Here is a 4,277-nt window from a genome sequence, read left to right as displayed (position 1 = left end):
ATTGGAGTTTCCTGACGGGTCCGAAAGAGAAAATCGCGGAACTGGCCCGGCTATGTGATGTGAAATTCGATCCCGACAATGGACTTTTCAACCATAACTTTCGCACGCTAATCATCGACTCCTCCAATCACCTGCAAATGGTCTTTCCCACCAGTGGCGACTTCTCTGATTCCATCGTGCAGGAACTGCTTAAGGCTACCGGCAGAACCGACCAAATACGAAAACCACAACCAGCCATGTCCGCTAAAGATTCGAGTCAGCTCAATTCTCACCGGCATTCTCCTGGTGGAATAAATTCGGAAACCGAATCCAACAGTGGTTCCTCGTATATGAAGTGAGCCACTCCAACTGTCGGATCCAGCTTAGAATAATCCCGCCCGCTAAGTAAATAACCTGAAAGAGCAGCACAAAAAATACGCTTAAAACGGTGAATTATAAAATGAACTTATTAAGAACCTCTTCTTGGCTCAGGAAATTTTTTTGCTTGGGATTGTTGATGCTCCTGAAACACTCCGTGACTTTGGCAGCGATAAGCAACGTAGACATCGAGTCAGGCGCTTTTAACCCCGCCAATGTGACCATTAACGTGAACGACAAGGTGATATGGACGTGGGTGTCGAACTTCCATAGCAGTACCAGCGATAGCGGACTGTGGGATTCGGGGATTTTTAACACTGGTCACGTGTATACGAATACTTTCACCAGTGCTGGCTCGTTTCCTTATACCTGCATAGTCCATGGCTTTGGTGGAACCGTCAACGTTCAGGGTGGTGGCAGCGCCCCAACCGTCGCGATCAGCTCCCCGACTGATGGCGCCTCCTTCACTGCGCCGGCCATTGTTCCCATCACCGCCACCGCCCAGGACTCAGACGGCAGCGTGACGAATGTGTCCTTCTTCGACGGGGGCACGTTTCTTGGCAGGGCCAACAACACGCCCTACACCGTGGCGGCCGGCCTCGCCATCGGCAGCCACGCGCTCACGGCGGTGGCCGCGGACAACCTCGGTCTCTCCACCACGTCCAGCGTCGTGAATGTGACGGTCAGCGCCGGGGCCACGCCACTGAGCGTGACGATCACCGATCCGGTGGACAACGCCATCTTGAACAGCTCCCTCGCCGTGACCATCCGGGCCACCGCCAGCGATACGGGTGGCAGTGTGACGAACGTCCAGTTCTTCGACGGACTCCTGTCACTGGGCAACGCCACCAACAGTCCGTACAGCTTCAGCGCCAGCCTCGCGGTGGGCTGGCATGCGCTGACGGCGGTGGCTTTTGACAACCTCGGTGCCACGGCGACCTCAGCACCCGTGCATGTGACCATGGGCAGGTATCTGCCGCCGATTACGAACGGGGACATCGCCATCCTCCTGCAGCCCATTGCCACCAATCTGGCCGCGCCCGATTACGCCATCAGCCCGCCGGGCGACAACAGCCGCCTGTTTGTGGTGGAGCAAAACGGGTTGCTGCGAGTCATCCAGAACGGCGCCCTGCTGCCTGAGGCGGCCCTCGACATTCAGAGCCGCGTGTCGCCGCCGCTGGTAAGGACCAACGCCAACGACGAGCGCGGTTTCCTCGGACTGGCCTTTCATCCTGGTTACACCAATCCGGCCAGCCCCGGATATCGTACGCTCTATACCTACAACAGCGAACAAATACCGGCAGCAACGATGCCTACTTACCCCGTCCCGACTACCGCCACCAACAACTATAAGAACGTCGTCAACGAGTGGAAGATTTCGTCCACGAACGCCAGTGTCGTTGATCCTACGTCGCGCCGCGAGGTCATCTCCTTTGGCAAGAACGCGGGCAATCACAACGGCGGCACGCTCGCCTTCGGCCCGGACGGCTACATGTATCTCGCCTTGGGCGATGGCGGCGATGCCAACGATGTCGGATTGAGCCACATCGTGCCGGGCGGCAACGCCCAGAACCTGAGCACACCGTTGGGTAAATTCCTGCGGTTTGACCCGCTCAACCCAGCCCTGACGCCCGGCAGTTCGGATCCGATCAGTGCCAACGGCCAATACCGCATCCCGGCCAACAATCCGTTCCAAGGGCCGGGCCAGTTGAAGGAGATCTACGCCTATGGAATGCGCAATCCCTATCGCTTTTCCTTCGACCACGTTACTGGCGACCTGATTCACTCCGACGTTGGCCAAAACAACGTCGAGGAGATTGATCGCATCGTGATGGGCGGCAATTATGGCTGGCCGATCAAGGAAGGAGATTTCCTTTTCAACCGCACCAACGGTCCGGCCGGGGCCGCTGGCACCATCGGGGCTCCGCCAGGAAATCGCAGCCCGGGAAGTCCCTCGGGCTTCATCGACCCGATTTCCGGCACCTTGGGGACACTGGAATACGATCACAATGATGGCATCTCCATCACCGGTGGTTTCGTTTATCGCGGCACCGCGATCCCGGAGTTGTATGGGAAATATATCTTCGGCGATCTGGCCTTGAAAACAGCTCCCGTGCGGGCGGATGGCCGTATCTTTTACGCCGATCTTCAGACCGGTCTGATCAAGGCATTTCCATTGCCCCAGTTTGGCGGTTCGGCAGTTTTGCCGAACGGCCTCACCGTGCATGGCTTTGGGCAGGATGCGGATGGCGAGTTGTACGCGCTTGTAACCAACACCTCGGCAAATGGGACCGGCGGGATCGTTTACAAAATAGCCCCTCTGCGCCAGCTGGTGGCCAACCTATCAAGCAACAACCTCGACATCTCCTGGTCAATCGCAGGCGGGCGTCTGCAAGCCCAGACCAACAGTCTTGGCGGGAACTGGGTTGATGTGCCGAATTCGACCGCTACTAATCACGTCGTTGTTCCAATTGACCCGGCCAATGGCAGCGTGTTCTACCGTCTGGCCTTGCCGTGATGGATGGGGCGGAAGCGGCTGCGTCCTGATGCGCTGCCGCTTCCTGAACAGCAACGCCGCTGCGTGTCCGCAACGGTGTCATCGCGCGAGTTACCAGTAAGAGGCAAAGCTCCCACCAGCGGCTGGCACGAACAACTCAGGTACTACGGTCCAATCTGCAGCGTTCAGCATGAGGAAAAATTTTTCAGATGTTACGGAGCGCGTGACTGAATTATTGCACACCCGGACTGACGGGTTCATGGTCAATGCGCGGGAAATGTACACGGATCCGTCGCCTGGAAAAAAGATGCGCTTAACCATCCTTTACACGTGCCAAGGTTCTGCCTGCATGTTCACCATCCAAGGCGGAAAGGGCATGAACCGCCGATCACTGGTGGAGAAGGCAATTAAATAATACAACAACTTCAGCCAGCAACCACCGGTTGCGGTGAGGACAGCTACCATCTCCGAAAAGAGAACGGATTGGGGGAACAATTTTAATTTTACATCCAGTGATTCTATGATATAATCATCGGCATTAGTAAATCTAATGACATGCTCAAAATGTTGTTCAAGACTGTGATTGCAAATATGAGGCATGTGCAGTTTTGGAAATGCCACCTGCGGCTGCCGTGGCTTGCCTTTTTGATTTTGGGTTTCGCTGGAATTCTTCCACTGACTTCAGCTCAAGCCGGCACAACGAATTACTATGTTCGTGGCGTCTTAAAAGCAGTTAAGCCGGGCGAACATCAACTCGTCATAGCCCATGAAGATATTCCCAATTTCATGGAGGCCATGACGATGCCGTTCAGGGTGAAAGATCCTGCGATCCTGACCAATGTGGCAATAGGCGAGAAGATCACCTTTCAATTGCACGTCACCGAAACCGAAAGTTGGGTGGATCACATCCAGTCATTCGACACTTCCCAGTCCGCGGCAAGCGGCCCTCCCACTTTGTCTAAAACCGATTTCGAGCCCGAAGTAAAAACCAACTCCGCAGCAACCGTCGGCTCTCAAAACCCGCTGCGAAACTACAAATTCACGAATGAACTTGGGCAGCAAGTCAGTCTTTCGGATTTCCGGGGCCAGGCCATTGCACTGACATTTTTCTTCACGCGCTGTCCCATTCCAGAGTTTTGCCCGCGCCTGTCGCGAAACTTCGAAGAAGTAGAGCGCAAGTTGAGAACCATGGAAAATGCCCCGACAAACTGGCACCTTCTCTCCGTCACTTTTGATCCTGCTCGCGACACTCCCGAGGTGTTGAAAGCATATGGCGCATCCTACCAATACGATCCGGCACATTGGAGTTTCCTGACGGGTCCGAAAGAGAAAATCGCGGAACTGGCCCGGCTATGTGATGTGAAATTCGATCCCGACAATGGACTTTTCAACCATAACTTTCGCACGCTAATCATCGACTCCT

General features: G+C 55.2%; 4 protein-coding genes. All 4 read left to right on the top strand.

What is annotated here, in order from left to right; genetic code table 11:
- Nucleotides 1-338: thioredoxin domain-containing protein (locus CFLAV_RS35895; protein WP_007418993.1), on the top strand; the 338-nt coding region annotated here is incomplete at its 5' end.
- Between the two features lie 158 nt (nt 339-496).
- The gene (locus tag CFLAV_RS33595) at nt 497-2,875 is read left to right on the top strand and encodes a PQQ-dependent sugar dehydrogenase (RefSeq protein WP_007418992.1); all 2,379 of its coding nucleotides are present in this window, start codon (nt 497-499) and stop codon (nt 2,873-2,875) included.
- Nucleotides 2,876-3,044: 169 nt separating this feature from the next.
- Nucleotides 3,045-3,269, top strand: a complete 225-nt coding sequence (locus tag CFLAV_RS36780; protein WP_007418991.1) for a hypothetical protein — start codon at nt 3,045-3,047, stop codon at nt 3,267-3,269.
- 140 nt (nt 3,270-3,409) lie between these two features.
- The coding region (locus CFLAV_RS31440; RefSeq protein ID WP_007418990.1) for an SCO family protein at nt 3,410-4,277 on the top strand (868 nt) is incomplete at its 3' end.

This window comes from Pedosphaera parvula Ellin514, from assembly GCF_000172555.1.
In the GTDB taxonomy this organism is placed as follows: domain Bacteria; phylum Verrucomicrobiota; class Verrucomicrobiia; order Limisphaerales; family Pedosphaeraceae; genus Pedosphaera.
Note: the sequence above shows the minus strand (reverse complement) of the source record. Positions and strands in the feature narration are given on the sequence as shown.